The sequence below is a fragment of the Streptomyces sp. NPDC056486 genome, assembly GCF_042795295.1.
Classification (GTDB): Bacteria; Actinomycetota; Actinomycetes; order Streptomycetales; family Streptomycetaceae; genus Streptomyces.
In genome coordinates this window covers 17,784-44,730 of record NZ_JBHTSF010000048.1, presented here as the reverse complement: position 1 = coordinate 44,730, position 26,947 = coordinate 17,784, and the positions used below count along the sequence as shown (strand labels likewise).

The 26,947-nt window shown below is 70.5% G+C and carries 19 protein-coding genes; 6 read left to right on the top strand and 13 right to left on the bottom strand.

Translation table 11 applies throughout. The features are described 5' to 3' along the window. Nucleotides 1–94 precede the first annotated feature (94 nt). Together acnA and ACFQ7F_RS20655 are read right to left on the bottom strand one after the other, a co-directional pair. A complete protein-coding gene (acnA, locus tag ACFQ7F_RS20660) occupies nt 95–2,824 on the bottom strand; it encodes an aconitate hydratase AcnA (protein ID WP_383272379.1) in 2,730 nt (909 codons plus the stop codon). A 239-nt stretch (nt 2,825–3,063) separates the two neighbouring features. Beyond that, nucleotides 3,064–3,957, bottom strand: coding sequence for a sigma-70 family RNA polymerase sigma factor (locus tag ACFQ7F_RS20655; protein WP_383272377.1), 894 nt, complete (start codon nt 3,955–3,957; stop codon nt 3,064–3,066). Between the two features lie 82 nt (nt 3,958–4,039). Between ACFQ7F_RS20655 and ACFQ7F_RS20650 the strand changes: the two genes are divergently transcribed. Beyond that, nucleotides 4,040–5,155: an alkene reductase gene (locus ACFQ7F_RS20650; protein WP_383272375.1), complete on the top strand. Its 1,116-nt coding sequence runs from the start codon at nt 4,040–4,042 to the stop codon at nt 5,153–5,155. Here the strand turns inward: ACFQ7F_RS20650 and ACFQ7F_RS20645 are convergent. Beyond that, nucleotides 5,137–6,138: a LacI family DNA-binding transcriptional regulator gene (locus ACFQ7F_RS20645; RefSeq protein WP_383272373.1), complete on the bottom strand. Its 1,002-nt coding sequence runs from the start codon at nt 6,136–6,138 to the stop codon at nt 5,137–5,139. The genes ACFQ7F_RS20650 and ACFQ7F_RS20645 overlap by 19 nt on opposite strands. A gap of 171 nt (nt 6,139–6,309) precedes the next feature. Between ACFQ7F_RS20645 and ACFQ7F_RS20640 the strand changes: the two genes are divergently transcribed. After that, complete coding sequence (locus ACFQ7F_RS20640; protein WP_383272371.1) at nt 6,310–8,193, top strand: amidohydrolase; 1,884 nt, start codon at nt 6,310–6,312, stop codon at nt 8,191–8,193. A gap of 121 nt (nt 8,194–8,314) precedes the next feature. Beyond that, entirely contained in the window at nt 8,315–9,844 is a 1,530-nt protein-coding gene (locus ACFQ7F_RS20635) for a helix-turn-helix domain-containing protein (RefSeq protein ID WP_383272369.1), read from the top strand. A 31-nt stretch (nt 9,845–9,875) separates the two neighbouring features. Here the strand turns inward: ACFQ7F_RS20635 and ACFQ7F_RS20630 are convergent, their stop codons facing one another. The 3 genes from ACFQ7F_RS20630 to ACFQ7F_RS20620 are packed head-to-tail and all read right to left on the bottom strand — an operon-like array spanning nt 9,876 to nt 12,402. Then, entirely contained in the window at nt 9,876–10,712 is an 837-nt protein-coding gene (locus ACFQ7F_RS20630) for an alpha/beta fold hydrolase (RefSeq protein ID WP_383272367.1), read from the bottom strand. Nucleotides 10,713–10,759: 47 nt separating this feature from the next. Then, complete coding sequence (locus ACFQ7F_RS20625; protein WP_383272365.1) at nt 10,760–11,158, bottom strand: RidA family protein; 399 nt, start codon at nt 11,156–11,158, stop codon at nt 10,760–10,762. After that, entirely contained in the window at nt 11,155–12,402 is a 1,248-nt protein-coding gene (locus ACFQ7F_RS20620) for an acyl-CoA dehydrogenase family protein (RefSeq protein ID WP_383272363.1), read from the bottom strand. The genes ACFQ7F_RS20625 and ACFQ7F_RS20620 overlap by 4 nt, the downstream gene beginning before the upstream one ends. A 103-nt stretch (nt 12,403–12,505) precedes the next feature. Here ACFQ7F_RS20620 and ACFQ7F_RS20615 point away from each other — a divergent pair, with 103 nt between their 5' ends. Beyond that, nucleotides 12,506–14,146, top strand: coding sequence for an AMP-binding protein (locus ACFQ7F_RS20615; RefSeq protein WP_383272361.1), 1,641 nt, complete (start codon nt 12,506–12,508; stop codon nt 14,144–14,146). A 4-nt stretch (nt 14,147–14,150) separates the two neighbouring features. Continuing rightward, entirely contained in the window at nt 14,151–14,966 is an 816-nt protein-coding gene (locus ACFQ7F_RS20610; RefSeq protein ID WP_383272359.1) for a PaaX family transcriptional regulator C-terminal domain-containing protein, read from the top strand. Here the strand turns inward: ACFQ7F_RS20610 and ACFQ7F_RS20605 are convergent. Both ACFQ7F_RS20605 and ACFQ7F_RS20600 read right to left on the bottom strand, forming a co-directional pair. Beyond that, nucleotides 14,950–17,262 (bottom strand): bifunctional salicylyl-CoA 5-hydroxylase/oxidoreductase, encoded by a 2,313-nt coding sequence (locus ACFQ7F_RS20605; protein ID WP_383272357.1) that lies wholly within the window; start codon nt 17,260–17,262, stop codon nt 14,950–14,952. The two genes, ACFQ7F_RS20610 and ACFQ7F_RS20605, sit on opposite strands and share 17 nt — an antisense overlap. Nucleotides 17,263–17,264: 2 nt before the next feature. Then, a complete protein-coding gene (locus ACFQ7F_RS20600; RefSeq protein ID WP_383272355.1) occupies nt 17,265–18,092 on the bottom strand; it encodes an enoyl-CoA hydratase family protein in 828 nt (275 codons plus the stop codon). Nucleotides 18,093–18,370: 278 nt separating this feature from the next. Between ACFQ7F_RS20600 and ACFQ7F_RS20595 the strand changes: the two genes are divergently transcribed. Beyond that, entirely contained in the window at nt 18,371–18,802 is a 432-nt protein-coding gene (locus ACFQ7F_RS20595) for an ATP-binding protein (RefSeq protein WP_383272404.1), read from the top strand. Here the strand turns inward: ACFQ7F_RS20595 and ACFQ7F_RS20590 are convergent. The 5 genes from ACFQ7F_RS20590 to ACFQ7F_RS20570 form a co-directional block, all read right to left on the bottom strand. Further along, nucleotides 18,783–20,219, bottom strand: coding sequence for an amino acid permease (locus ACFQ7F_RS20590; protein WP_383272353.1), 1,437 nt, complete (start codon nt 20,217–20,219; stop codon nt 18,783–18,785). The genes ACFQ7F_RS20595 and ACFQ7F_RS20590 overlap by 20 nt on opposite strands. 117 nt (nt 20,220–20,336) lie before the next feature. Next, the gene (argF, locus tag ACFQ7F_RS20585) at nt 20,337–21,335 is read right to left on the bottom strand and encodes an ornithine carbamoyltransferase (protein ID WP_383272351.1); all 999 of its coding nucleotides are present in this window, start codon (nt 21,333–21,335) and stop codon (nt 20,337–20,339) included. A gap of 60 nt (nt 21,336–21,395) precedes the next feature. Further along, a complete protein-coding gene (locus ACFQ7F_RS20580; RefSeq protein WP_383272349.1) occupies nt 21,396–22,619 on the bottom strand; it encodes an arginine deiminase in 1,224 nt (407 codons plus the stop codon). A gap of 84 nt (nt 22,620–22,703) precedes the next feature. Then, on the bottom strand, nt 22,704–25,310 hold the full coding sequence (locus ACFQ7F_RS20575; RefSeq protein ID WP_383272347.1) for a polynucleotide kinase-phosphatase: 2,607 nt from the start codon (nt 25,308–25,310) through the stop codon (nt 22,704–22,706). Next, the gene (locus tag ACFQ7F_RS20570; protein WP_383272345.1) at nt 25,307–26,860 is read right to left on the bottom strand and encodes a 3' terminal RNA ribose 2'-O-methyltransferase Hen1; all 1,554 of its coding nucleotides are present in this window, start codon (nt 26,858–26,860) and stop codon (nt 25,307–25,309) included. Before ACFQ7F_RS20570 ends, ACFQ7F_RS20575 begins: the two co-directional genes overlap by 4 nt. Nucleotides 26,861–26,947: the final 87 nt, after the last annotated feature.

Sequence of the window (26,947 nt, the reverse complement as noted above, 5' to 3'; positions counted from 1 at the left end):
AACCCCCGTCGCCGCCGCGAGTTCCCTGGCACACAAAGCGTAGGGCCCGCACCCCCTTCACGGGAGTACGGGCCCAACTGCCCTGGGGCAAGATTTACTTGCGGATGAGCGAGCGCAGCACGTACTGCATGATGCCGCCGTTGCGGTAGTAGTCCGCCTCACCGGGGGTGTCGATGCGGACGACCGCGTCGAACTCCACGCCGGTGTCGGTGGTGACCTTGACCGTACGGGGGGTCGTGCCGTTGTTCAGCTCGGTCACGCCGGTGAAGGAGAAGGCCTCCTCGCCGGTCAGACCGAGGGTCTCGGCGGTCTGGCCCTCCGGGAACTGGAGCGGCAGGACGCCCATGCCGATGAGGTTCGAGCGGTGGATGCGCTCGTACGACTCGGCGATGACGGCCCGCACACCGAGCAGGGCGGTGCCCTTGGCGGCCCAGTCACGGGACGAACCCGAGCCGTACTCCTTGCCCGCGAGGATCGCGAGCGGGGTGCCGGCCGCCTGGTAGTTCTGCGAGGCGTCGTAGATGAAGGAGACGGGGGCGTCTTCCTTCGTGAAGTCGCGGGTGAAGCCGCCCTCGGTGCCCGGCGCGATCTGGTTGCGCAGGCGGATGTTGGCGAACGTGCCGCGGATCATGACCTCGTGGTTGCCACGGCGCGAGCCGTAGGAGTTGAAGTCGCGACGCTCGACGCCGTGCTCCGTGAGGTACTTGCCGGCCGGGGTGTCGGCCTTGATCGCACCGGCCGGGGAGATGTGGTCGGTGGTGACCGAGTCGCCCAGCTTGGCCAGGACGCGGGCGCCCGTGATGTCGGAGACCGGGGTGGTCTCCATCGTCATGCCCTCGAAGTAAGGGGGCTTACGGACGTACGTCGACTGCGGGTCCCACTCGAAGGTGTTGCCGGTCGGGATCGAGAGCGCCTGCCACTGGGCGTCGCCCGCGAAGACGTCCTGGTAGGACTTGTTGAACATGTCCTCGCCGATGGAGTTGGCGACGACGTCGTTCACCTCGGCCTCGGTGGGCCAGATGTCCTTCAGGTAGACGGGGTTGCCGTCCTGGTCGGCGCCGAGGGCGTCCTTGGTGATGTCCACCTTCATCGAACCCGCGATGGCGTACGCGACGACCAGCGGCGGCGACGCCAGGTAGTTCATCTTGACGTCGGGGTTGATGCGGCCCTCGAAGTTCCGGTTGCCGGAGAGGACGGACGTCACGGCCAGGTCGGCGTCGTTGACCGCCTTGGAGACCTCCTCGGGCAGCGGGCCCGAGTTGCCGATGCAGGTGGTGCAGCCGTAGCCGACGAGGTTGAAGCCGACCTTGTCGAGGTAGGGGGTGAGCCCCGCCTTGTCGAAGTAGTCGGTGACGACCTTGGAGCCCGGGGCGAGGGTGGTCTTGACCCACGGCTTGCGGGTCAGGCCCTTCTCGACGGCCTTCTTCGCGACGAGCGCGGCGGCGACCATCACGTACGGGTTCGACGTGTTGGTGCAGGAGGTGATCGCGGCGACGGTGACGGCGCCGTGGTCGATCTCGTACGTCGAGCCGTCGGCGGCGGTGACCGTGGTCGGCTTCGACGGGGTGCCGTTGGAGACGGCCGGGGCGTCGGAGGCCGGGAAGGACTCCTTGCCCGCCTCGGAGTCGTCAGCGACGTAGTTGCGCACGTCCTGCGCGAACTGCTGCGAGGCGTTGGCGAGGACGATGCGGTCCTGCGGACGCTTCGGGCCCGCGATGGAGGGGACGACCGTGGAGAGGTCGAGCTCCAGCTTCTCGGAGAAGTCGGGCTCGGCTGCCGGGTCGAGCCAGAGGCCCTGCTCCTTGGCGTACGCCTCGACGAGTGCGACCTGCTGCGCGTCACGGCCGGTCAGACGGAGGTACTTCAGCGTCTCGTCGTCGATCGGGAAGATCGCGGCGGTGGAGCCGAACTCCGGCGACATGTTGCCGATGGTGGCGCGGTTGGCGAGGGAGGTGGCGGCGACGCCCTCTCCGTAGAACTCGACGAACTTGCCGACGACGCCGTGCTTGCGCAGCATCTCGGTGATCGTGAGGACGAGGTCCGTGGCGGTCGTACCGGCCGGCAGCTCGCCGGTCAGCTTGAAGCCGACGACGCGCGGGATGAGCATGGAGACCGGCTGGCCCAGCATCGCGGCCTCGGCCTCGATGCCGCCGACGCCCCAGCCGAGCACGCCCAGGCCATTGACCATCGTGGTGTGCGAGTCGGTGCCGACCAGCGTGTCGGGGTAGGCCTGGCCCTTGCGGACCATGACCGTGCGCGCCAGGTGCTCGATGTTGACCTGGTGGACGATGCCGGTGCCCGGGGGGACGACCTTGAAGTCGTCGAAGGCGGTCTGGCCCCAGCGCAGGAACTGGTAGCGCTCCTTGTTGCGGCCGTACTCCAGCTCGACGTTCTGGCCGAAGGCGTCCTTCGTGCCGAACTTGTCGGCGATGACGGAGTGGTCGATGACCAGCTCGGCCGGGGAGAGCGGGTTGACCTTGTCCGCGTCGCCGCCGAGCTCCTTGACGGCCTCACGCATGGTGGCGAGGTCGACGACGCAGGGCACGCCGGTGAAGTCCTGCATGATCACGCGGGCCGGCGTGAACTGGATCTCCTGCGAGGGCTGGGCCTGGGAGTCCCAGCCGCCGATCGCACGGATGTGGTCGGCGGTGATGTTCGCGCCGTCCTCGGTGCGGAGCAGGTTCTCCAGCAGCACCTTCAAGCTGTAAGGGAGGCGCGCGGAGCCCTCTACCTTGTCCAGCTTGAAGATCTCGTACGACTCGTCACCCACGCGCAGCGTGCTGCGGGCGTCGAAGCTGTTCGCCGACACGACAGTCTCCTTCATATATGTGCTATGTGCGCGTTTACGTCACATCCTGCCGCCACGACTCCTCGTCGATCCGCTAAGGTAAGGCTTAGTTAGGTAGCCCTTACCGGGTGGCGGCTTCTGGTGCGCCTCGGCAGATATCTCGATGTCGAGATAACTCTAGTACATCACCCGCGCGTACGACGAGGCGCGTCCGCTCGACGGGGTGCGTCAGCCTGCCCTCATGCCTGCCCTCATGCCTGCCCTCACGCCTGTCTTCACGCCGAAGGGAGCACGGAGAACTCCAGCGCACGCAGCCGCTCCGGCTCCGAGACCACCTCGTACGCGGCGACCCGCTCGCCCTCGACCCTGATCAGAAGGGCGAGGAGCAGTCGTCCGTACGGGGCCACGACCAGGCCCATCGTGCCGCCCACGAGCGCGGGCTCCGCGAAGCGGGCGTTGCGCCGCAGAAGCAGCGTCTCTTCCGCCACGGCCCGGGCGCCGCGGATCACGGCGGTGAGGTCGGCGGTGCGTACGACGTCGGGGGCGAGGACCTTGAGCAGCGCTTCGATGTCGCCGGCGCGGGCTGCCGCGAGGAAGGCGTCGACGACCCGCCGGTCCCCCGCGAGCCCGGGAGTGGCGAGGATCTCGCGCGGGCCCTGGACCTTGTGGCGCGCGCGGCTCGCGAGCTTCTTCGTGGCGACCGGGGTGCGCTCCACGACGGGGGCGATCTGCGCGAACGGCACGGCGAACAAGTCGTGCAGTACGAACGCGACACGCTCGGCGGGTCCCAGCGTGCCGAGGACCACGAGCAGCGCGCGGCCCACGGAGTCGGCGAGGAGCACTTCCTCCTCCGGGTCGCCGTCCACGCCGGGCTGCGGGATCCGGGCGGGCAGGTGCTCGGGCAGGTGCTCGCCCGCCGGTTGCTCGTGGCGGGTCGCGGCGGAGCGCAGCATGTCCAGGCAGATGCGGGAGACGACCGTGCGGAGCCAGCCGGTGAGGTTCTCGATCTCCGGGGCGTCGGTGTCGGCGTCGGTGCGGCTGAGGCGCAGCCAGGCCTCCTGGACGGCGTCGTCGGCGTCGCTGAGCGAGCCGAGCATGCGGTAGGCGAGACCGCGCAGATGGCCCCGGTGTGCCTCGAAACGATCCGCGAGCAGCTCTTGCCCGTCCATCGGTCACCTTTTCCCGTCGTACGCCGTCACCTTCGTGCCCCGCGGCCGAGCCGCGACAGTAACGCCACGAAGGAGAACCGTCATGACCGCCACCACCCTCGCCCAGCCACTCCTGCACGGCACAGGGCTCGGCGACCTCCGGCTGCCCAACCGTGTGGTGATGGCCCCGCTCACCCGGGCCCGCGCCGACAACCCCGCCCTCGCCCCCACGGAGCTGCACGCGGCCTACTACGGGCAGCGGGCCAGTGCCGGGCTCATCGTCACCGAGGGGACCTGGGTCAGCGAACGGGCCATCGGGTTCGTCAACGTCCCCGGCGTCTACAGCGAGGCGCAGGTCACCGGATGGCGCCGGGTCACCGACGTCGTCCACGCCCTCGGCGGCCGCATCGTGCAGCAGCTCTGGCACACCGGCGCCGCATCGCACCCCGATCACCTCGGGGGCGCACTGCCCGCGGGGCCCTCGGCGATCGACCCCCGCGCGATGTCCTTCACCCCCGGCGGATTCAAGGAGACGCTCACGCCGCGCGAGATGAGCCCCGACGACATCGCGGCCACCGTCGCCGAGTTCCGTGCGGCGGCGGCCAACGCGCGGCGCGCCGGATTCGACGGGGTCGAGATCGGCGCCCTCGGCGCGTTCCTGTTCGCCCAGTTCCTCAACCCCCGCCTCAACCACCGCACCGATGCCTACGGCGGCTCGCGCGCGGGGCGGCGGCGGCTGCTGCTCGACGTCGTCGACGCGGTCACCGCCGAGTGGGACGGACGGCGCGTCGGCGTGCGCCTTTCGCCGTACATGGCCGCGACCGAACGCTTCGTCGTCGACGAGGAGCTGCTCGCCGACCACGACGAACTCGTGACGGTGCTCGACGACCGCCCCCTCGCCTATCTCCACCTGCGGGGCCCCGACGTCCGGGGGCCCGACCTCCGGGGGCCGGGTGACACCCCCGGCTTCGAAGCGTTCGCGCGCTACCGGAAGCGGTTCGACGGACCGCTGATCGTGAACAACGGCTTCGACAGGGACTCCGCGAACGCTCTCGTCGACGCGGGGTTCGCCGACGCCGTCTCCTTCGCCAGGCACTTCGTCGCCAACCCCGACCTGGTCAGCCGGTTCGCCCTGGGGCGCGAGACGGCGGCCGGTGACCCCGCCACGTACTACCAGGGAGGCGCGCAGGGGTACGTCGACTATCCGGCCGCGGGCTGAGCGCCGGACGACGCGCGTACGAGGAGGGCGGCGGGAACGACGACCGGCCCCGGCGCCGCCGCATCGCCGCCGCCTTCGACCAGGTCGGCCAGGAGGCCCACGGCGGCGCGCGCCGTCCGTTCCGGGTCGAGGGTCACCGTGGTCACGGGCGGCTGTGTCGTCGCGTATCCGGGGTCCTCGCTCGCGCACACCACCCGCAGTTCGTCCGGGACACGCAGGCCGACCCTGGCCGCGGCGGCGAGGAGTTGGCGGCCGCCCGGGTCGTACGCCGCGTAGACGGCGTCGGCGCGGTCCGGGCCCCGGAGCAGCGCGTCGAACGCACGCCCCTGGTCGTCCGCCACGCCGAAGGGCACGATCAGCGGGTCGGCGCCGCGCTCCGCGCACCATCCGGCGTACGCCGCCGTCACCGCGCGTGCGTAGTGCTCGTCGCCGTTGCCGGACTGGAGCGCGATCCGGCGGGCGCCGGACGCCGCGAGGTGATCGAGGACCTCGCGGGTGGTCGCATCGTGGTCGTTGTCGACCCAGTGGTCGCCGGGCAGCGGGTCGCCGGGTACGCCGTCGAAGACGACCGGGATGCCGCGGGCGCGCAGCGCGCGGACCATCGGGTCCCCGCGCGGACTGTCCATGATCAGCATGCCGTCGACGGCGAGGCTGTGCCACGAGCCGTCCGCGACGCGCTCCGCGGGCAGCGTGGTGAGGGCGTAGCCACGCGCGTGGGCAGCCGATGTGGCCGCCGTGACGGCGCGCGAGAAGTAGGCGATCTCCGTGTAGTTCCAGGCGGCGGAGAACGTCGTGACGGCGATGCCGAGCGTTCGCGTGCGCGGGGCGGTGCGGCGGGTGCCGTAGCCGAGGGCGGTGGCGGTTTCCCGCACCCTGCGGCGGGTGGCTGCGCTCAGGCGGCCGGTGCCGTTCAGGGCGTGCGAGACCGTTGCGGTCGACACCTCCGCTGCGCGTGCTATGTCGGTGAGGGTGGGCCCTTGCACGCGGGAGATCCTACGGAATCCCCCGTCCCAGGGGCAGGGGGCCTCGGATTCCGTTGCCGACAGGCAGTTCTGGTTAACGGGTTACTCGGTGAGTCTTTGAGCCACCGCTTCGCGGCGGATTTTTCCCGCCACCCGCCCATTGCCCCGCGTCACAGCTGCCAGGAGACCCCCATGCCCTCTCCGCTCCCCTTCCCCCTCTCCCGGCGCGGCCTCATCGCCTCCGCCGGGGCCGCCGGGATGCTCGCCGCCGTGGGTGCGCCCGCCCAGGCCGCTCCACGGCGCCGGTCCGCCGCCCTCGTACTGCACAACTCCCGCGTGTTCACCGGCACTCGGGGTCACGCCCCCGCGCAGGCCGTAGCCGTCGGGCGGGACGGGAAGATCCTTGCCGTCGGGAGCGACTCCGCTCTCAAGCGGTTCATCGGGCGGGACACTCAGGTGGTGGACGGCCGTGGCGGCACCGTCATGAGCGGGATACACGACGGGCACGCCCACCCCATGGACGCCGCGAACCGCTCGCTGCGGCCTTCGCTTGCCGGCGCCGAGCAGACCGTCGAGGCGCTGCAGAAGACGCTGACCGGGTTCCTGAAGGACTCCGCCGATCAGGAGCCCGACGGGTGGCTCGTGGTGGAGGACTGGAATCCCGTGGGATTGCTGCCGCACGGGATCGCCCCGCATCACTCCATGCTCGACGCCCTGCCGACCCGGCGGCCCATCGCCCTGCGTGGCGGCGACGGGCACAACATCTGGGTCAACCGGCGCGCCCTCGACATCGCGGGCATCACTGCCTCCACCCCTGACCCGGTCGGCGGCAAGATCGTCAAGGGCTCGGACGGCAAGCCGACCGGAGTCCTCAAGGACGACGCCCAGCCCCTCGTGACCCGGCACATCCCCGAGCCGGATCAGGCGCAGCTCGTCGCCGCGGCCGCGAAGACCCTGGCCGAAGCCGCCGCATCCGGCATCACCACCTTCATGGAAGCCGTCGTGGGCAAGGGCGAGTTGGCCCTCTACAAGGCGCTCGCCGAGAGCGGGCAGCTGCCTCAGCGCATCGTGCCCGCCCTGCGCATCGACACCGACAAGACCAAGGACCCGGCCGCGGCCCTGGCCTACGCGCGCGGCCTGCGTGACACGTTCGGCGAGGTGCCCGGGCTCCGCTTCGGCACCGTCAAGGTCTTCCTCGACGGTGTCATCGAGTACCCGGCGCAGACCGCGGCGCTGCTCGAGCCCTATCTGGACGATGACGGGAAGCCGACCGACCACCGCGGCGAGCTGTACGTGTCCGCCGCGGACTACGGCCGTCTCACCGCCGCCTTCAACAAGGACGGCTGGCAGATGCACGCGCACGCCATCGGCGACCGCGCGGTCCGCACCTCCCTCGACGGCTACGCGTACGCCCTGCGCACCACCGGAGCGCGCGGCCTGCGCAACACCACCGCCCATCTTCAGCTCGTCGACCCCGCCGACCTGCCCCGCTTCGCCCTGCTCGGCGTCATCCCCTGCATGCAGCTCCAGTGGGCGACCCGCAACACCTGGACCATGGACGCCCTGCTGCCCTACATCGGCGCCGACCGTCACCGTTGGCAGTACCCGGCGCGCAGCCTGGAGCGGCACGGGGCGCGGCTCTCCGGTGGCTCGGACTGGCCTGTCGATCCGCTCCAGGTGTGGAACCAGGTGCGGACCGCCGTCGACCGGTTCGGGGCCGATGGCGAGGGTGACCTGTACCGCGAGCAGGAAGGTCTCAGCCGCTCGTCCTCCCTGCTCATGCACACCCTCGGCACGGCGCGTCAGCTCCGTATGGACCACCTCACCGGAACCGTCGAAACGGGAAAGTCGGCCGATCTGGTGCTGCTCGACCGCGATGTGACGCGGTGTCCGGTGGCCGATATCAGCTCTGCCGAAGTGCGACTGACGTTGACCGGAGGCACAGTGGTGCATGACGCCGAATCGTCGGCCGGGCGCGCTGCCGCCGCCCGGGTGACGCGCGCGGCAGCGGGGCCGCGGCCCACGGCGCAGGCCGCGGTGCACGGCGGACGGCATGCCTCATGCGGTTGCGGCTGAGCTGACGCAGTGAAGTGACGTACGGAAACGACGTACAGGAACTTCCGTGCTGAATCGGTCATTTCTCATATGGCCTACCCCGGCGATGGCGTCATCTCATATCTGAGATAACCTGCACAACATGGCAGACGATTACCTCGTACGTATCGGCAAGCTCATCCGCGACGCCCGTCAGCACCGGGGCTGGACGCAGTCGCAGCTTGCCGAGGCGCTCAACACAAGTCAGAGCGCCGTGAACCGCATCGAGCGGGGCAACCAGAACATCAGCCTTGAGATGATCGCCCGTATCAGCGAAGCGCTGGACAGCGAGATCGTCTCCCTCGGGTATGCCGGGCCGATGCATCTGCGCGTGGTCGGCGGGCGGCGGCTCTCCGGCTCCATCGACGTCAAGACGAGCAAGAACGCCTGCGTGGCGCTGCTCTGTGCCTCCCTGCTCAACAAGGGACGCACGGTGCTGCGCCGCGTGGCGCGCATCGAGGAGGTCTACCGCCTCCTCGAAGTGCTCAACTCGATCGGCGTGCGCACCCGTTGGATCAACGACGGGGTCGACCTGGAGATCGTGCCGCCCGCCAAGCTCGACATGGAGGCGATCGACGCGGAGGCCGCGATCCGGACCCGCTCGATCATCATGTTCCTCGGTCCGCTGCTGCACCGCATGGACCGCTTCAACCTGCCGTACGCGGGCGGTTGCGACCTCGGAACGCGCACGATCGAGCCCCACATGATCGCGCTGCGCCGCTTCGGTCTCGACATCGCCGCGACCGAGGGGCTCTACCACGCCGAGGTCGCGCGCGACGTCGTCCCTGACCGCCCGATCGTGCTGACCGAGCGCGGCGACACCGTGACCGAGAACGCCCTCCTCGCCGCGGCGCGCAGCGACTGCACGACCGTCATCCGCAACGCCTCGTCGAACTACATGGTCCAGGACCTGTGCTTCTTCCTTGAGGCGCTCGGTGTGAAGGTCGAGGGCATCGGCACGACGACCCTCACCGTGCACGGCGTCCCGACCATCGACGTCGACGTCGACTACTCCCCCTCCGAGGACCCGGTCGAGGCGATGAGCCTGCTCGCCGCGGCGGTCGTCACGGAGTCCGAGCTGACGGTGAACCGCGTCCCGATCGAGTTCCTGGAGATCGAGCTCGCGGTCCTGGAGGAGATGGGCCTCGACCACGACCGCACGCCGGAGTACTTCGCGGACAACGGCCGTACGCGCCTGATCGACCTCACCGTCCGGCCCTCCAAGCTGGAGGCGCCGATCGACAAGATCCACCCGATGCCGTTCCCCGGCCTGAACATCGACAACGTCCCCTTCTTCGCGGCGATCGCGGCGGCGGCGCAGGGCAAGACGCTGATTCACGACTGGGTCTACGACAACCGCGCGATCTATCTGACCGACCTGAACCGCCTCGGCGGTCGCCTCCAACTCCTCGACCCGCACCGGGTGTTGGTGGAGGGCCCGACCCGCTGGCGCGCCGCCGAGATGATGTGCCCGCCCGCGCTGCGGCCCGCCGTGGTCGTGCTGCTCGCGATGATGGCGGCCGAGGGCACGTCCGTCCTGCGCAATGTGTACGTGATCAACCGTGGCTACGAGGAGCTGGCCGAGCGGCTCAACTCCGTGGGCGCGCAGATCGAGACGTTCCGGGACATCTAGGAGTTCGCCGGTCGCTCGCCTCCGTAACCCTCTACGTGGTCTTCACGAACTCGCGGATCGCCTCGGCCAGCGCGTCGGGGCGGTCCAGCGGGATCAGGGTGCGGCAGTCGTCCAGTTCCACCAGGCGGCTCTTGGGGAGCAACTCGGCGAATCTGCGGCCGTGTTCCAGGGGCATCATCTTGTCCTGCCTGCCCCAGACGACCAGGGCCGGCCTGTCGTACGTGCGCAGGGCGTCCGCCGCCTCCTGCATCTCCGTCCTGCGGGCCGAGCGCAGATAGCGCACCAGGATCTGGCGGGCCACGGGGTCGGTGCGCAGGGGTTCGAGCCAGCGGTCCGTCAGGTCGTGCGGGACGGGGCGGTGCGCCATGACCGCGAATCCCGTGCCCGGGACGCGGCGCAGGGCGCGCACGGAGAGGACGCGGATCAGGAGCGCGATGCCGCCGGGGACGCGCGCGGCGGCGTCCATCATCTTGCCGCCCGCGCGCGGCGGGTAGTTGTCGAAGGCCTCGCAGCCCGCGATGACCATGCGGCCGACGCGGTCGGGGCGCTCGGCCGCGAGTTGCTGGAGCCGTCCGGCGTCGTTCTCGACGAAGACCGCGTCGTCGCCGAGCTCCAGCGCGTCGGCGAACTCACCGATCAGCCGGGCCATGGTCTGCGGCGTCAGCTCGGCGCCCTGCTTCAGCGGTACGCGATGACTGCCGTACGGGAGTGTCGGCACCAGGCAGCGGAACTCGTCGCCCAGTTCCTCGACGACGTGCCGCCATACGCTGCCGTCCTGAACGGGGCCGTGCAGCAGGACGATCGGCGTGCCCGCACCTCCCGTGTCCTCGTACTCGATCGGTCCCACGGAAAGCTCGATCTGTGCCATGGCCGCCCCGTTTCCTGGTCTGATCGTCGGGCCCGACGCTATGCGGCTCAGTCGAGAACCGCCACCCCGTCAAGCTCCACCAGGCACTGCTCGTCCCAGAGGCGTACCGCGCCGATCACCGCCATCGCGGGATAGTCGCGGCCCGCCAACTGCTTCCAGATGCGGCCCAGTTGTGGAGCCTGGCTGCGGTAGTCGGCGACGTCCGTGGCGTAGACGGTGACGCGGGCGAGGTCGGCGGGGGTGCCGCCCGCGTGGCGCAGGGCGGTGAGGAGATTGGTCAGCGCCTGCTCGAACTGCTCGGGCAGGGTCGTGCCGGTGACCTTGCCTTCAGCATCGAGGGAGGTCTGGCCCGCGAGGAAGACGAGACGGCCGCCCGTCGCGGTGACGGCGTGCGAGAAGCCGGTGGGCGGGGAGAGTTCGGCGGGGTTGACGCGCTCGATGCTCATGCGGAGGGCTCCTCACGGGGTGCCTCATGGGTTGCCTCATGGGTCGCGGACTGCGGGGCGGCCTGCGCCTGTGCCTGTTCGGCGTACAACTCCTTGGCGATGATGGTGCGTTGGACCTCGCTCGCGCCTTCGTAGATGCGGGGCGCACGCACCTCACGGTAGAGGTGCTCAAGGAGATGACCTCGCTGCAAGGCGCGCGCACCGTGCAGTTGGACCGCCGCGTCCACGACGTACTGCGCCGTCTCCGTGGCCATCAGCTTCGCCATGGCCGCGCGTCGGGCGATGTCCGGTTCACCGCGGTCGTACGCCGCCGCTGCCGCGTGCACCATGAGGCGGGCCGCCTCCGTGCGCGTCGCCATCTCCGCGACCTGGTGCGCCACCGCCTGGAGGTCCTTCAACTTGCCGCCGAACGCGTCCCGTCGGGCGGTGTGCGCGAGTGTCGCGTCGAGGGCCGCGCCCGCCATGCCGACCGCGAAGGCGCCGACGCTGGGGCGGAAGCGGTTGAGGGTGGTCATGGCGACGCGGAACCCACGGTCGGGTTCGCCGAGTACGTCGTCGCCGGTGACGGTCACGCCGTCGAAGGCGAGCGCGCCGATCGGGTGCGGGGAGAGCATGTCCAGGGGGGTGCCGGTGAGACCCGCGCGGTCGGCGGGCACGAGGAAGGCGGTGACGCCGCGGGCGCCTGCGCCGGGGGTCGTACGGGCGAAGACGGTGTAGAAGTCGGCCTCGGGGGCGTTCGAGATCCAGCACTTCTCGCCGGTGAGCCGCCAGGAGGAGGCGCCGTCCGGCTCGGCGCGCAGGGCAAGGGCCGCCGCGTCCGAGCCCGCGCCGGGTTCGGAGAGCGCGAAGGCGGCGACGGCGCGCCCCGCGCGGGCGGGCGCCAGCCACTGCTCGCGCTGGAGCGCGGAGCCGTACGCGGCGACGGGGTGCGCCCCGAGCCCTTGCAGGGCGAGCGCCGTCTCGGCCTCCGTGCAGGCGTAGGCGAGGGACTCGCGCAGGAGGCAGAGGCCCAGGGCGCCCGAGGTGGCGCGCGGGGCCGGGGGCTGCGAGGCGGCGGAGCCACCCGGCCCCTCCCCCGCGAACAGGCGGTCGAGGAGACCCAGTTCCCCGAGGGCCTCCACCAGCGGGCGGTTCACGCGGCCCGGCTCGCCCTTCTCCGCCAGCGGGCGCAGCCGCTCGTCGGCGAGGGTGCGTAGCTCCTCGCACCAGGCGGTTTGTTCTGGATTGAGCGAGAATGCCGTCATGCAGGGCCCCTCCTCTATCGCGCACCGTTGACTGTCGTCACCATCACGATACGCTCGTTGCGCGAGCTCACCACAAGCCCGAACGGCAAGGGGGCGACCCGCTGTGGACGCCAAGAGTGCACTCCGACTCCACCCATCGGCTCACGTCGACACCTTCGCCCGGGATCATCTCCCGCCGCCGGAGCAGTGGCCCGCGTTCGTCCACGACCGGCCCGAGCTGCATTACGCCGACCGCCTCAACTGCGGCGCCGAGCTCCTCGACCGGACCGTGGAGCGGCACGGCGCCGACAGGACCGCGTTCCGTGCGGGCTCCGGCAACGTGTGGACGTACGGCGAACTGCAGCGGCACGTCGACCGGATCGCGCACGTCCTGACCGGCGAACTCGACGTACTGCCAGGACAGCGCGTCCTGTTGCGCGGCCCCACGACGCCCTGGCTCGCGGCCTGCTGGCTCGCGGTGATGAAGGCGGGCGCGGTCGCGGTCACCGTCCTGGCCCAGCAGCGCTCGCACGAGCTCGCCACGATGTGCGAGATCGCCGAGGTCGGCCACGCACTGTGCGACGCCCGCTCCGTGGACGACCTGACCAAGGCCGGGATCCCCGGGCTGAGTGTCACCACCTTCGGCGGGGACACGGACGACGACCTGCTTGTGCGCGCCGCCCGGAAGGCCGACGTCTACGAGCCCGTCGACACCGCGGCCGACGACGTCGCCCTCATCGCCTTCACCTCCGGCACCACCGGGCGCCCCAAGGGCTGTATGCACTTCCACCGTGATGTGCTCGCCATCGCCGACACCTTCGCGCGCCATGTCCTGAAGCCGGTGCCCGACGACGTGTTCGCGGGCAGCCCACCGCTCGGATTCACCTTCGGGCTCGGCGGACTCGTCATCTTCCCGCTGCGGTTCGGCGCCTCGTCGCTCCTCCTCGAACACGCCGCCCCCAAGCAGCTGTTGCCCGCCATCGCCGAGCACGGCGTGAGCGTGCTCTTCACGGCACCGACCGCCTACCGCACGATGCTCGACGAGCTGAGCAGGCCGGACGCCTGCGACGTCTCCACGCTGCGGCGGTGCGTATCCGCCGGGGAGAATCTGTCCGCCGCCACCTGGCACGCCTGGCACGAGCGCACCGGGCACCGCATCATCAACGGCATCGGCGCGACCGAGCTGCTCCACATCTTCATCTCCGCCGCGGACGAGGCGATCCGGCCCGGCACCACGGGCCGTCCCGTCCCTGGCTGGCACGCGCGTGTGGTCGACGATTCGGGGGCTCAGGTGCCGGACGGAGAGCCGGGCCTTCTCGCCGTGCGCGGCCCTGTCGGCTGCCGGTATCTGGGCGACGAACGACAGCTTCAGTACGTACGCCACGCCTGGAACGTCACCGGCGACACCTATGTCCGCGACGCCGACGGCTACTTCACCTACGTGGCCCGCGCGGACGACATGATCATATCGGCGGGGTACAACATCGCGGGCCCGGAGGTCGAGGAGGCACTCCTGCGCCACCCCGACGTCCTGGAGACGGCCGTCGTGGGGCGCCCCGACGAGCTGCGCGGACAGGCGGTCGTCGCGTACGTCGTCCCGCGCGCGGGCACCGAACGTGACCCGGAGAGGCTGCGCGAGTTCGTGAAGGGCGAGCTCGTGCCGTACAAGTGCCCGCGCGAGATCGTCTTCCTGGACGCACTGCCGCGCACCGCGACGGGCAAACTGCAACGGTTCCGGCTGCGGGAGCCGGGGCCCGTAGAGTGATCACGTGTCCGAGCAGCACACTCCACGGTCCCTGATCGTCACCTTCTACGGCGCCTACGGGCGCGCGGCCCCCGGCCCTGTGCCGGTCGCCGACCTTGTCAGGCTCCTCGCCCCGCTGGGCGTGGACGCCCCGTCCGTGCGCTCGTCCGTGTCCCGGCTCAAGCGGCGCGGTCTTCTCCTCCCCGCGCGGACGGCGGCGGGCGCGGCGGGGTACGCCTTGTCGCCCGACGCACGCCTGCTCCTGGAGGACGGCGACCGGCGCATCTACGCCACTCCGCCGGCCGCGCGGCGTGACGGCGGCTGGGTGCTCGCCGTCTTCTCCGTACCGGAGTCGGAACGCCAGAAGCGGCACGTCCTGCGCTCCCGCCTCGCCGGACTCGGCTTCGGAACGGCCGCTCCGGGGGTGTGGATCGCCCCCGCGCACCTCTACGAAGAGACCCGGCACACCCTGGAGCGCCTCCAACTCGCCTCGTACGTCGATCTGTTCCGGGGCGAGCACCTGGGCTACGCGGCGACGGCGGACGCGGTGGCCCGCTGGTGGGACCTGTCCTCGATCGCCAAGGAGCACGAGGCGTTCCTGGACCGGCACGAGCCGGTGCTCAGGTCCTGGCAGGGCCGGAGCGACACCCCGCCGGACGCGGCGTACCGGGACTATCTCCTGGCCCTGGACTCCTGGCGCCGGCTGCCGTACGCGGATCCGGGCCTTCCGGGGGATCTTCTCCCCGACGGGTGGCCCGGCGACCGGTCCGCCGAGGTCTTCACGGCGCTCGACGGACGGCTGCGGGACGCGGGGGCGAAGTTCGTCAACTCCCCAGCTTGAGGCGGGGCTTGGGCGCGTCCGTCCGCCCCGTCTGCGGGCGGCGACTGCCCGCCCCGTACTGCTGCGGCCAGCTGACACCCGGCCCCGCGTACCCCTGCTCGGCCGCGGCGTGCAGCGTCCAGTGCGGGTCGTACAGATGCGGGCGTGCGAGCGCGCACAGGTCAGTGCGGCCCGCCAGGATGAGGGAGTTGACGTCGTCCCAGGAGGAGATGGCGCCGACCGTGAGGACGGGGATACCGGTTTCGTTGCGGATGCGGTCGGCGAACGGGGTCTGGTAGGAGCGGCCGTACGCGGGGCGCTCGTCGGAGACGACCTGTCCCGTGGAGACGTCGATCGCGTCGGCTCCGTGCGCGGCGAAGGCGCGGGCGATCTCGACGGCGTCGTCCGCGGTGGTGCCGCCGTCGGCCCAGTCGGTGGCCGAGACGCGGACGGTCATGGGCTTTCCATCCGGCCACAACTCCCTTACCGCTTCGAAGACTTCGAGAGGAAAGCGCAGGCGTTTCTCCAGCGAGCCGCCGTACGCGTCCGTCCTGCGGTTGGTCAGCGGCGAGAGGAACCCGGAGAGCAGATAGCCGTGCGCGCAGTGCAGTTCGAGGAGGTCGAATCCGCCGCGCTCGGCCCGCCGGGCCGCAGAGACGAACTGCTCGCGGATCTCGTCCAGCCCGGCCCGGTCCAGCTCGTGCGGGCGCTGGCTGTTCGCCTTGTACGGGACGGGCGAGGGCGCCACCAGCGGCCAGTTGCCCTCGTCGAGAGGCTCGTCGATGCCCTCCCACATCAGCTTCGTCGAGCCCTTGCGGCCCGAGTGACCCAGCTGGACGCCGATCGCGGTGCCCGGCGCCTGCGCGTGCACGAAGTCCGTGATCCGGCGCCAGGCGTCGGCCTGTGCGTCGGTGTAGAGCCCGGCGCAGCCCGGTGTGATGCGGCCGTGCTCGCTGACGCACACCATCTCCGTCATGACCAGGCCCGCGCCGCCGAGCGCCCGCGCGCCCAGGTGGACGAGGTGGAAGTCGCCGGGGACGCCGTCCGTCGCGGAGTACATGTCCATGGGGGACACGACCACGCGGTTGCGCAGGGTGAGGTCGCGCAGCCGGAAGGGCGTGAACATCGGCGGCGTACCGTCCGGGCAGCCGAAGTCGCGCTCGACGGACCCGGTGAAGTGGGCGTCGCGCAGGCGCAGATTGTCGTGGGTGACGCGGCGGCTGCGGGTGAGCAGGTTGAACGCGAACTGGCGTGGCGGCTGGCCGAGATAGTCGGGGAGGCGCTCGAACCACTCCAGGCTGGCGCGGGCCGCGCGCTGCGTGGACTCGACGACGGGGCGGCGCTCCGTCTCGTACGCGGCGAGGGCCTCGGGGATGCCGGGCTGCTCCTGAAGGCAGGCGGCAAGGGCGAGGGCGTCCTCGACGGCCAGCTTGGTGCCGGAGCCGATGGAGAAGTGGGCGGTGTGGGCGGCGTCGCCGAGAAGGACCGTATTGCCGTACGACCAGTGTTTGTTGACGACCGTGCGGAAGTTGATCCAGGAGGATTTGTTGCCGCGCAGGGTCCGGCCGCCGAGCGCGTCGGCGAAGATCTTGGCGCAGCGTTCGGTCGCATCGCGCTCGTCGAGCTCCGCGAACCCGGCCGCCTCCCACACCTCTTCGCGCATCTCGACGATGACCGTGGACTCGCCCGTCCCGGCGGTCGAGAAGGGATAGCCGTGCAGCTGCATCACGCCGTGCTCGGTCTCGGCGATCTCGAAGCGGAAGGCATCGAAGGCGAAGTCGGCCGCGAGCCAGATGTAGCGGCAGCGATGCGTCTCGACGCTCGGCCCGAAGTCCTCCGCGTGCGCCTCGCGCGTGAGACTGTGCACACCGTCCGCCGCGATCACCAGGTCGTACGAGGCGGAAAGCTCGGCCGCTGACGGCGCCTCGGCGCGAAAGCGCAGGTCGACACCGAGCTCCCGGCACCGCTCGTGCAGGATGCCGAGCAGCCTGCGCCGCCCGAGCGCGGCGAACCCGTGCCCGCCCGAGGTGTGACGGCTCCCCCGGTGCACGATGTCGATGTCGTCCCAGCGCACGAACTCCGCCTGCAGCGCGGCGTAGACGACGGGATCGGCGTGCTCGATGCCGCCGAGCGTCTCGTCCGAGAGGACGACGCCGAAGCCGAACGTGTCGTCCGGGGCGTTGCGCTCCCAGACGGTGATCTCGCGCTCCGGGTCGAGCCGCCTGAGGAGTGCCGCGGCGTAGAGCCCGCCGGGCCCGCCGCCGATGACGGCGATGCGGTGGGCCGTGCCGCGCGCGGGGTGCACGGGGGCTGTCATCGTCAGCGCCCCTGCCACTTGGGCGGGCGCTTTTCCGTGAACGCCGCGTGGAATTCCTTGTAGTCCTCGCCGGTCATGAGGAGGGCCTGCGTCGCCGCGTCCAGCTCCACGGCGGCGGCCATCGGCATGTCGAGTTCCGAGGTCAGCAGCGCCTTGGTCTGCGCGTACGCGAGGGCGGGCCCGTCGGCGAGGCGGCGCGCCAGGGTCTGTGCGGCCTCGGCCGCCTTGCCCTCGTCCGTCAGCTCACTGATCAGGCCGATCCGCTCGGCCTCGGGGGCGCGCACCGGGTCGCCGAGCATCAGGATCCGGGTGGCGTGGCCGAGGCCGACGACGCGGGGCAGGAGGTACGCGGCTCCCATGTCGCCGCCCGACAGGCCGACCCGCGTGAAGAGGAAGGAGAACCGCGCCGAGGGATCGGCCACCCGGAAGTCCGCGGCGAGCGCGAGCACCGCGCCCGCGCCCGCGGCCACCCCGTGGACGCCGGCGATCACCGGGAAGGGGCACTCGCGAATGGCCCGTACGACCTGTCCCGTCATGCGGTTGAAGTCGAGCAGCTGCGCGGTGTCCATGCCGAGGGTCGCGCCGATGATCTCGTCGACGTCACCGCCCGAGCAGAAGCCGCGCCCCTCTCCGCCGAGGACCAGCGCGCGTACGGACTTGTCGCGGGAGAGTTCGGCCAGGAGATCGCGCAGGTCGGCGTAGGCGCCGAAGGTGAGCGCGTTCAGCTTGTCGGGGCGGGCGAGGGTGACCGTGGCGACCCCGTCGTCCACCTCGAAGCGGAGGTGCTGCCAGTCGGGGGTGCGGGGGGCGGAGCCGGTGAAGGGACTCATGACGACGTGCGGCCTCCTCGGTCGGGGCGGCGGCGGTCTACTCCTTCGAAGTTATCACCTGTCCGTGACTGTCGTCACGAGTGCGCGATACGTCACGGGCGCGCGACCACGCGGTCACACGTCCGCATCAGGGCCCCCTTCAAGGAACGGAAATCCTGAAATGAATGTCTTGTCGCCTGAGGTACCCAAGGGTCGGACGTCCCGGAAATGCCCGACCGTCGACCCTGTCGACATAGCGCTTAAGATTCGTACGGTTGAAAGCAGGACCTCCTGCTGCCCTGAACGGACCCGCCTTGCCCGAACCTTCCGCTCCAGCCTCGTGGCGCATCGCGCTGCCGCACACCACTGCGGCCGTGCCGATCGCCCGTGCACTGGTGCGTACCGCACTCACGGAGATCGAGTCGCCCGCCGACAGCGATACCGCTGAGCTGCTCACGGCCGAGCTGGTGGCCAACGCGGTGGAGCACACATCGGGGAACGACCCGATAGAGCTCGTCATCGAGCTCCTGGCGAGCGGCTGCCAGGTGGAGGTCCACGACTCGAACCCGCTGCCGCCCGGCGATCTCACCGATCCGGCGCCGATGAGCGAGCCGGACCCCTGGCAGGAGCACGGGCGCGGCCTGCTCCTGATCCGCACCCTCAGCTCGTCCTGCGGTCACCGCCCCACCGACTCCGGCAAGGCGGTCTGGTTCACACTCCCCGCGGCGTAGCCCCGGCCGCCTCGGCGAGCCGCGAGTGACTGCGCCCGTACAGCGCGTAGACCAGGGCGCCCACGGCGAGGAACACGGCGAACTGCACCCACGTCGTCCAGCCCGTGCCCCAGATCAGATAGAGGCAGAAGCCCACGCCCAGGATCGGGCACACGGGGTACAGCGGCACCCGGAAGGTGCGCTTCAGCTCCGGCGCCGAGCGGCGCAGGGCGATCACTGCCACATTCACCACGACCATGATCGCCAGCGTGCCGATCGTCGTCAGGTTGACCACCACGTCGAGCGACGAGAAGGCGGCCGGTACGGCGAAGACCGACGCGACGATCCAGGTGTTGGCGACCGGCGTCGAGGTCTTGGGCGAAACGCGCTCGAAGACGCGCGGGATGAGCCCGTCGCGGGACATCGACATCAGGATGCGGGTCTGCCCGTACATCACGGCGAGCACGACGGACGCGATGGCCACGACCGCGCCGAAGGCGATGATGCCGCCGCCGACCGTCGAGTCGGTGACCTGGTTGACGATCAGCGAGAGCGCCGCGGGCTTGTCGGCGACCGCGTCGGCGCCCAGGGAGCCGATCGCTCCGAGGGCGACAGCGACGTACAGCAGTGTGGCGACACCGATGCAGATCAGGATGGCGATCGGGATGTTGCGCCGGGGGTTCTTGACCTCTTCGCCCGCCGTGGTGATCGCGTCGAAGCCGATGAAGGAGAAGAAGGCGAGCGAGGCGCCCGCAGTGATGCCGGAGACTCCGGCGCCCGCGAAGGGCGTGAGGTTGCCCGCCTTGAACGCGGTGAACGCGATCGCCAGGAAGAACAGCAGGATCCCGATCTTGAGCACGGCCATGGCGGCCGTCGCCCGCGCGCTCTCGCGGATGCCGCGCACGAGCAGCACCGCGGCAAGCAGGATCACGACCACGGCGGGCAGGTTCACGACCCCGCCATCGCCGGGCCCTGAGGAGAGCGCGTCGGGCAGGTGCCGGCCGGTGAGACTTTCGAGCAGCTCGTTGAGGTACTGGCTCCAGCCGACCGCGACGGCGGAGACGGAGACGCCGTACTCCAGGAGCAGGCACCACCCGACGAGGAACGCGGTGCGCTCGCCGAGCGAGGCGTACGCGAAGGAGTAGGAGCTGCCGGACACCGGGATCGCCCCGCCCAGCTCGGCGAACGAGAAGGCGGTGAAGATGCAGGTCACGGCGGCCAGGAAGTACGAGACGGCGACCGCGGGGCCCGCCTCGGCGACGCTGTCGGAGAGGCCGACGAAGATGCCGGTGCCGACGATCGCGCCGACGCCGAAGCACACCAGCTGGAACAGGCCCATGGTGCGCTTGAGGCCATGGCCTTCGAGGTCGGCGCCCGATTCGGCGACGAGGAGTTCGGGGGACTTGATGCGGAGTCCTGCCGGACCGGTCGGGCGCATGCGGTGGTTCTCATTTCGGTGGTGCTGGGTGCGGCGGGGGTGGTGCCGCAGAGAAATGGGGCCGGGGGAAGGTGTTCCCCGGCCCCACCGTGTGAGCTGTGCTGTCAGGTGAGTCGCTCAGGCGAGCGTGGCGACGAGGACCGCCTTGATCGTGTGCAGACGGTTCTCGGCCTCGTCGAAGACGACGGAGTGCGCCGACTCGAAGACCTCGTCGGTGACCTCGAGAGAGCTTAGACCGTGCCGGTCGTGGATCTCGCGGGCGACCTTCGTGCCCAGGTCGTGGAAGGCCGGGAGGCAGTGCAGGAACTTCACGTCGGCGTTGCCCGTCGCGCGCAGGACGTCCATGGTCACGGCGTAGGGCGCGAGCGCGGCTATGCGCTCGTCCCAGACCTCCTTGGGCTCGCCCATGGAGACCCAGACGTCGGTCACGACGAAGTCGGCGCCCGCGACGCCCTCGGTGATGTCCTCGCTGAGCGTGATCCGGGCGCCGCTGGACTCGGCGAGCTCGCGCGCCCGGGTGACGATCTCGGCGGCGGGCCAGTAGGCCTTGGGCGCGACGACGCGTACGTCCATGCCGAGGAGCGCGGCGGTGATCAGGTACGAGTTGCCCATGTTGAAACGGGCGTCACCGAGGTAGGCGAAGGCGATCTCGGTGAGGGGCTTGGTGCTGTGCTCGGTCATCGTGAGCACGTCGGCGAGCATCTGGGTGGGGTGCCAGTCGTCGGTCAGGCCGTTGTAGACGGGTACGCCCGCGTGGGCGCCGAGCTCCTCGACCGTCGACTGGGCGTCGCCGCGGAACTCGATGCCGTCGAACATCCGGCCGAGCACCCGGGCGGTGTCCTTCGGGGACTCCTTGCTGCCTATGTGCGATCCGGCCGGGTCGATGTACGTCGTGGAGGCACCCTGGTCGGCGGCCGCGACCTCGAAGGCGCAGCGCGTCCGCGTGGAGGACTTCTCGAAGATCAGCGCGATGTTCTTGCCGCGCAGACGCTGCTCTTCCGTACCGGCCTTCTTGGCCGCCTTCAGCTCCGCGGCGAGATCGACCAGGCCGCGGAACTCCTCGGTGGTGAAGTCCAGCTCTTTGAGGAAGTGGCGGCCGGTGAGGTCGATGGCCATGATGGCGCTCCAGGGGTACACGTATGAGGACACTGGAAGTATATACGACGCTCCACATTTCTATACGGCATCCCGCTGCACGGGGCAGCTCATGCAGCGCGGCCCGCCCCTGCCGCGCCCCAGCTCGCTCCCCCGGATCTCGATCACCTCGATGCCCTCCTTGCGCAGATGCGTGTTCGTCGTCGAGTTCCGTTCGTACGCCACGACGACGCCGGGCTCGACCGCGAGCACGTTGCAGCCGTCGTCCCACTGCTCGCGCTCGGCCGCGTGCACGTCCTGGGTGGCCGTGAGGACCCGGATCCCGCTCAGCCCGAGGGCCGCCGCGATCGCCCGGTGCATGTGCTCGGGCGGATGGTCGGTGACCTTCAGCTCCCGCCCGTCGACGCCTGGTTCGATGGTGTACGAGCGGAGCATGCCGAGCCCCGCGTACTGCGTGAAGGTGTCGGCGTCGACCATCGTCATCACCGTGTCGAGATGCATGAACGCGCGTCTCTTCGGCATGTCCAGGGCCACGATCGTCTGCGCGGAGCCCGCGGCGAAGAGCTTGTGCGCGAGCATCTCGACGGCCTGCGGCGTGGTGCGCTCGCTCATGCCGATGAGGACCGCGCCCCGGCCGATCACCAGGACGTCGCCGCCCTCGATGGTGGAGGGGTAGTCCGCCTGCCCCTGGGACCAGACGTGGAAGTCCTCGGACTTGAAGAGCGGGTGGTGCCGGTAGATCGCCTCGAAGTGCACGGTCTCGCGCTGCCGCGCGGGCCAGCGCATGGCGTTGATGGAGACGCCGTCGTAGATCCAGGCCGATGTGTCGCGTGTGAAGAGGTGGTTGGGCAGCGGGCCGAGCAGGAAGTCGTCCAGGTCCATGCAGTGGAAGCGCACGGACGTCGGCTCCGGGTGGCGCTCCAGGAACTCCCGCTTCGTCATCCCGCCGATCAGCGCGTCGGCGAGCTCGGCGGAGGGCAGCGTCTCGAACGCGGCCCGCAGATGGTCCGTCGCGAGCGGGCCGTACTCCTTCTCGTCGAAGACCCGGTCGAGGACCAGGAGGCGCGCTCCGGGCACGTCCATGGCCTCGGTCAGCAGGTCGCCGAAGAGATGGACGGCCACCCCGCGGTCGCGCAGCACGTCGGCGAATCCGTCATGTTCCTGGCGGGCTCTGCGGACCCACAGGACGTCGTCGAAGAGCAACGCGTCCTTGTTGGTCGGAGTGAGCCGCTTGAGCTCCAGATCAGGGCGGTGCAGTATCACGCGGCGCAGCCGCCCGGCCTCGGAGTCGACATGGAATCCCATGGAGTCCATCTTTCCCCGGCCGGACGGCCGACGCCCGCTGTTGCCCAAAGCCGCGGGGCGACACCTCAGGCGGCGGTTCGGCCTCTAGAGCCGCGGGTCCACCGGCTCCGACTCCAGGGCCAGGACCGCGAAGACCGCCTCGTGCACCCGCCACAGCGGCTCGCCCGCCGCGAGGCGGTCCAGGGCCTCGATGCCGAGCGCGTACTCACGGATGGCGAGTGAGCGCTTGTGGCCGAGGAAGCGGCCGCGCAGCTTGTCGAGGTGGTCGGGCCGTGTGTACTCCGGGCCGTAGATGATCCGGAGGTACTCGCGCCCCCGGCACTTGATGCCCGGCTGCACGATCCGGCCCTTTCCGTCGCGGACCAGCGCCTCGATCGGCTTGACGACCATGCCCTCGCCGCCACGGTTCGTCATCTCGAGCCACCAGTCGACGCCCGCCTGGACCGACGACTCGTCGCCGGTGTCGACGTAGAGCCGCCGGGTGGTCTGCAGCAGGCCCGTGCCGTCGTTCTCCACCATGCGGTCGATCAGGGCGAGCTGCTCGTCGTGCGGGAGCGCGGCGAGGCTGCGGCCCTGGACGGCCAGGATCTGGAACGGCGCGAGACGCACGCCCTCGAGGCCTTCGGTCGGCCAGCAGTAGCGGCGGTAGGCGTCCGTGAAGGCGGCGGCGTCCACGGCTCGTTCGCGCTGCTTGGTCAGGAGCTCTCCGGCGTCCACGCCGCGTGCCGTCGCCGCTTCCAGGGCGGCGATCGCGTCGGGGAAGACGGCTCCGGAGGCGGCGCCCACGGCTGCGTACTGCGTGCGGAGCAGGCCGGACGCCTTCAGCGACCAGGGCATCAACTCCGCGTCGATCAGCAGCCAGTCGGTGTCAAGATCCTGCCACAGGCCCGCTTCGGTGACGGCGGTGCGCACGCGGTCGAGTATCTCCTCGGTGACTTCCGGGTCATCGAAGAAGGGGCGCCCCGTGCGGGTGCAGAGCGAGCCGGTCGGCCCGTCCACGCCGAAGCGCTCGCGGGCCACGTCCGCGTCGCGGCACACCAGGGCCACGGCGCGCGAGCCCATGTGCTTCTCCTCGCACACGACCCGGGCGACCCCGTCCTGGGCGTACGACGCGAAGGCCTCGGCCGGGTGCTCCAGGTACCCCTCGCGCTGCGATGTCGCGGTCGGGGCCATCGTCGGCGGGAGGTACGGAAGGAGCCGCGGGTCGACGGCGAAACGGCTCATGACCTCGAGGGCCGCCGCCGCGTTCTCCTCACGCACGGCGACGCGGCCCGCCTGCCCGGTCTCCACGGCGCGGCGGCCGTGCACGTCGTTCAGGTCGAGCGGCCGCCCGTCGTGACCGCCGGGCGCCTCCGTGTTGAGCGGCTTGACCGGCTCGTACCAGACCTGCTGCGCCGGTACGTCGACGAGCTCGCGCTCCGGCCAGCGCAGCGCGGTGAGCGCTCCGCCGAACACGGCGCCGGTGTCCAGGCAGATGGTGTTGTTCAGCCAGGTCGCGGTGGGCACGGGGGTGTGGCCGTAGACGACGGCGGCGGTGCCTCGGTAGTCCTCCGCCCACGGGTAGCGCACGGGCAGGCCGAACTCGTCGGTCTCGCCGGTGGTGTCGCCGTAGAGCGCGTGCGAGCGCACCCGGCCCGATGTGCGCCCGTGGTACTTCTCGGGCAGACCCGCGTGGCAGACGACGAGCTTGCCGCCGTCAAGGACGTAGTGCGAGACGAGTCCGTCCACGAACTCCCGCACGCTGCGGCGGAATTCCTCGCTCTCCGCCCCCAGCTGCTCGATGGTCTCGGCGAGTCCGTGGGTGTGCTGGACCTTGCGGCCCTTGAGGTGGCGGCCGAGCTTGTTCTCGTGGTTGCCCGGTACGCAGAGGGCGTTGCCGTCGCCGACCATCGACATCACGCGGCGCAGCACGCCCGGGGAGTCCGGGCCGCGGTCGACGAGGTCACCCACGAAGACGGCCGTGCGCCCTTCGGGGTGCGCGCCGTCGACGTAACCGAGCTTGCCGAGCAGGGTCTCCAGCTCGGCGGCGCAGCCATGGATGTCGCCGATGATGTCGAAGGGGCCTGTGAGGTGGGAGAGGTCGTTATAGCGCTTCTCGGTGACGATGGTGGCGCCGTCGACCTCGTCCACGCCTCTGAGGACGTGGACCTTTCTGAACCCTTCGCGCTCCAAGTGCTTGAGGGAGCGGCGCAGTTCGCGCTGGTGACGCTGGATGACGCGGCGCGGCATGCCGGCCCGGTCGGCGCGCTCGGAGTTGCGCGCGGCGCAGACCTCCTCGGGCACGTCGAGGACGATGGCGATGGGCAGGACGTCGTGCTCCTTGGCCAGCGCGATCAGCTGCTTGCGGCTCTCGCTCTGTACGTTCGTGGCGTCGACGACGGTGCGGCGGCCCGCGGCGAGGCGCTTGCCCGCGATGTAGTGCAGCACGTCGAAGGCGTCACCGCTCGCGCCCTGGTCGTTCTCGTCGTCCGCCACGAGGCCCCGGCAGAAGTCGCTGGAGATGACCTCGGTGGGCTTGAAGTGCTTGCGGCCGAAGGTGGACTTTCCGGAGCCGGTGGCGCCGACGAGGACGACGAGGGAGAGGTCGGTGACGGGCAGCACGCGTCCCGCGTGAGTGGCTTCGGTACGGGAACTGGAGCTGGAGTTGGTGGTGGAGCTGGTGGTGGAACTGGTGCTGGATTCATTCGTCATGCTGCCTGCACCTCCTTCGCGTTCTTGTCGGTCTTGCTGTCGTTCTCGACCCTGTTGGTCTTGTCTGTCTTGTCTGTCCGCGTGAACACGGCCATCTGCGTCGGCGGCCCCACCTCGGGGTCGTCGTCGCCGACGGGCACGAAGTCCACTCCATAGCCGTGCCGTTCGGCCACCTGGCGCGCCCAGCCGCGAAACTCCTCGCGCGTCCACTCGAACCGGTGGTCGCCGTGCCGGACGTGCCCGGCGGGGAGCGTCTCCCAGCGGACGTTGTACTCGACGTTCGGGGTCGTCACGAGCACGGTGCGGGGCCGCGCGGAGCCGAACACCGCGTACTCCAGGGCGGGCAGCCGCTCCACGTCGAGGTGCTCGATGACCTCGCTGAGTACGGCGGCGTCGTACCCCTTGAGCCGCTTGTCGGTGTACGCGAGCGAGCCCTGGAAGAGCTTGACGCGCTCGGCCTGCCGCTCACCCATGCGGTCGATGTTCAGCCGCCGCGAGGCGATGGTCAGCGCCCGCATCGACACGTCGACACCGGCGATCTCGGTGAACCGCGTGTCCTTGAGCAGTGCCTGCACCAACTGGCCCTGCCCGCATCCGAGGTCGAGCACGCGCCCGGCACCGGCGCCGGTCAGCGCCGCGAGAATCGCCTCGCGCCGCAGCACGGCGAGCGGCACGGGCTTGTCCGAGCCCTCGTCGCCCTCGTCAGAATCAGAGTCAGCGCTCTCCTCGTCGGCCGCGACCGCATTGTCGAGGTCGTCGACGTCCGTGTCGTCCGCGTCGGCGAGCCGCACCAGTTCGAGCCGCTGCATGGCCTCCTGGGTCAGCGACCAGCGGCGCGCGAGATAGCGGCTGGTGATGACCTTCTGCTCCGGGTGGTCCGCGAGCCAGCCCTCACCGGCGCGAAGCAGCTTGTCGACCTCGTCCGGCGAGACCCAGTAGTGCTTGGCGTCGTCGAGGACGGGGAGCAGGACATAGAGGTGCCGAAGCGCCTCGCCCAGGGTCAACTTCCCGTCCGGCACTTCGAGTACGAGATGCACATACCGCGATTCGCCCCACTGCGGGAACTGCACGTCCAGCGGAATCCGCGTCACCGTGACCGTCCAGCCCAGCGGCTCGAACAGCTTGTGCACCAGTTCGGCGCCGCCGCGCGCCGGCAGCGCGGGCACCTCGATCCGCAGCGGCAGCGGCTGTCCCGCCCGCTCGGGACGTGCGTTGCACACCCCGCGCATCGCGCTGGAGAACACCGCGCTCAGTGCCACGGCGAGCAGCGACGAAGCGGCGTAGGGCCGGTCGTTCACATACTGGGCGAGCGCCGCGTCGGGCGCCCCGCCCTTCCCCTTGCCCTTACCCCGCCGCACCAGCGCGACGGGGTCCACCTCGAGCAGCAGTGCGGCGGTGCAACGCTCCACGGACGCCTCTGGGTAGAGGACGTGTGCGGTGCCGTAGGAAGTGGAGAACGCCTGCGCTTTGTCGGGATGCTTGTGCAGCAGGAACCCAAGGTCGTTCGCGGGGCTCTCAGGGGTACCGGAGGTACTGATCGTCAGGAACACGGGTTTGCCTCGAAACGCAATCTGAACTGCGGAAACTTACGGTTGCGGCTCCAGCGCGCCTCTAGACCGTACAGCGAACACCTCTGA